Origin of the sequence: Accumulibacter sp. (assembly GCF_031732815.1) — a bacterium.
GTDB lineage: Bacteria > Pseudomonadota > Gammaproteobacteria > Burkholderiales > Rhodocyclaceae > Accumulibacter.
On record NZ_JAVMKF010000107.1, the window covers coordinates 3077 to 5641 of the forward strand.

A 2565-nucleotide genomic window follows, 5' to 3' on the forward strand; every position below is an offset into this window, starting at 1 on the left:
AAAACGCTGCGCCTGTGGGACGCCGCCACCGGCGCGGCGATCGGCGAGCCGCTGCGCGGCCATACCGAAAGGGTCTTCAGCGTCGCGTTCAGCCCCGACGGGCGGCGCATCGTCTCCGGAAGTTTCGACAAAACGCTGCGCCTGTGGGACGCCGCCACCGGCGCGGCGATCGGCGAGCTGCTGCGCGGGCATACCGGATGGGTCTTCAGCGTCGCCTTCAGCCCCGACGGGCGGCGCATCGTCTCCGGCAGTGACGATAAAACGCTGCGCCTGTGGGACGCCGCCACCGGCGCGGCGATCGGCGAGCCGCTGCGCGGGCATACCGACTGGGTCCGCAGCGCCGCCTTCAGCCCCGACGGGCGGCGCATCGTCTCCGGCAGTGAGGATGAAACGCTGCGCCTGTGGGACGCCGCCATCGGCGCGGCGATCGGCGAGCCGCTGTGCGGGCATACCGGAGGGGTCCGCAGCGTCGCCTTCAGCCCCGACGGGCGGCGTATCGTCTCCGGCAGTGAGGATAAAACGCTGAGCCTGTGGGACGCCGCCATCGGCGCGGCGATCGGCAAGCAGCTGCGGGGGCATACCGAACGAGTCTCCAGCGTCGCCTTCAGCCCCGATGGCCGGCGCATCGTCTCCGGCAGTTGGGATGCTACGCTGCGCCTGTGGGACGCCGCCACCGGCGCGGCGATCGGCGAGCCGCTGCGGGGGCATACCGAACGAGTCTCCAGCCTCGCCTTCAGCCCCGATGGCCGGCGCATCGTCTCCGGCAGTGGGGATAGAACGCTGCGCCTGTGGGACGCCGCCACCGGCGCGGCGATCGGCGAACCGCTGCGCGGGCATACCGAATGGGTCACCAGCGTCGCCTTTAGCCCCGACGGGCGGCGCATTGTCTCCGGCAGTGGGGATAAAACGCTGCGCCTGTGGGACGCCGCCACCGGCGCGGCGATCGGCGAGCCGCTGCGCGGGCATACCGTAGGGGTCAGCAGCGTCGCCTTCAGCCCCGACGGGCGGCGCATCGTCTCCGGCAGTTGGGATAAAACGCTGCGCCTGTGGGACGCCGCCACCGGCGCGGCGATCGGCGAGCCGCTGCGCGGGCATACCGTAGGGGTCAGCAGCGTCGCCTTCAGCCCCGACGGGCGGCGCATCGTCTCCGGCAGTTGGGATAGTACGCTGCGCCTGTGGGACGCCGCCACTGGCGCGGCGATCGGCGAGCCGCTGCGCGGGGATGCCGACAGCGTTTCCAGCGTTGCCTTCAGCCCCGATGGGCGGCGCATCGTCTCCGGGAGTGGGGATAATACGCTGCGCATCTGGCCAGTCTTCGACTCCTGGGCCGACGCGCTGTGCGCCAAGCTGGCGCGCAACATGACCCGCAAGGAATGGGCCAGTTGGGTGGCCGCCGACATTCCTTACACTTGTCAATGCCCGGGCTTACCGGTGCCGCCCGACGACGATCCGCTGTCGTCCACCCCGGCGGCGATCTGTCCGAGCCCCTGGCAGCCGCAACCCGTCGCCAGCCGGCGCGCGCCGTAACGGACACCCGAGCCACACGCCGCAAGCAGTGCCGCGCGGCGCGACCGCTGGCCGAGGCTCCCGGACGCAGGGAACTGGGACACCGGGACACCGGGCACCGGGATACCGGGAGAGCCAGGGAAAAGCCGCTAATACCGCTTACGCGTTGTCGCCGGGCGCCGCCGTCCGGCGCCGCCGGCCCGGTTGCAGCCGGCGGTTCGGCCGCTGGGCCGGGCGTGCCGAGGGCATCGGAGTGCTTCCGCTGCCGGTTACGAAAGCTGGAGTCGTGCGACCATGCCGAACATGGCCGGACGCGCCGTCCGCAGCCGGGCCGATTCAGCGATGTGACCAACGACTGCTCGGCGCGCAGCGCGAATACCTGGTCGTCAGATGGGAACGCCCTTCGCAGGACGCTGAAGCTGAGCAACTGCTGCAGCCATTGGCAGTCGAGCCCATCGACGGCGATGAGTTCGGCCGGGCTTCGCTGAAGATTTGCGTTGCGTTGGTGTTCGCTGGCGCCAGCCGCCTGTCCTTGGATCGCGCTTGGCGCGCAAGGCGGGTAACGCGAAAGCCGGAAACCGGCGATCGGTGCGATCGCCGGTGTCGATTACATCGACTACCGCATTTCCGTGGTTATCGCGCGTTCGCAGGCGCGCTGCAAGCCGTTTCCGGCACGAGTCGAGCAGCGCTGATGTGGCACGGCGGCGTCGCCGACCAGCGCCGGCGACGCCGCTGCCGCTTCGGCAATCGCTGGCGGGGCAGCGGCGGCCGAGGAATCGGCAGCGGCAGCCGCCGCGAGTCGGCGATCAGGAAGGCCAGCGAGGCTATGGCCACTGCCGGCGAATAGGCGAGCCTGACGATGACGATCGCCGGGTTCGCGAACCGGTTGCCGATGAGCGGCAGCAGCCCGACGACGAAGGTGAGCGCAATCATCCTGAAAACCGCAGTTACCAGCGTGCAAACCGGCCGAACCGCAGGCAATGTGTGGCTTTTTGTCGGATGACAGAGGTCACCAGATGGGTGAGGCGAAACGGAAGCTGGAGAGGCGCAAAGAAATGC

1 protein-coding gene and 1 pseudogene are annotated in these 2565 nt (G+C 69.9%); both read left to right on the forward strand.

Annotation, left to right across the window (positions count from 1 at the left end):
* Positions 1 to 1527: pseudogene (locus RKP46_RS08245) on the forward strand (WD40 repeat domain-containing protein); the annotation flags it as partial.
* Between the two features lie 838 nt (positions 1528 to 2365).
* Positions 2366 to 2509: a hypothetical protein gene (locus tag RKP46_RS08250; RefSeq protein ID WP_311106201.1), complete on the forward strand. Its 144-nt coding sequence runs from the start codon at positions 2366 to 2368 to the stop codon at positions 2507 to 2509.
* Positions 2510 to 2565: the final 56 nt, after the last annotated feature.

What these genes read in the sequence shown, in the direction of transcription:
- RKP46_RS08250 (WP_311106201.1), top strand. Translation starts at nt 2,366, where the DNA reads ATGACGATCGCCGGGTTCGCGAACCGGTTGCCGATGAGCGGCAGCAGC.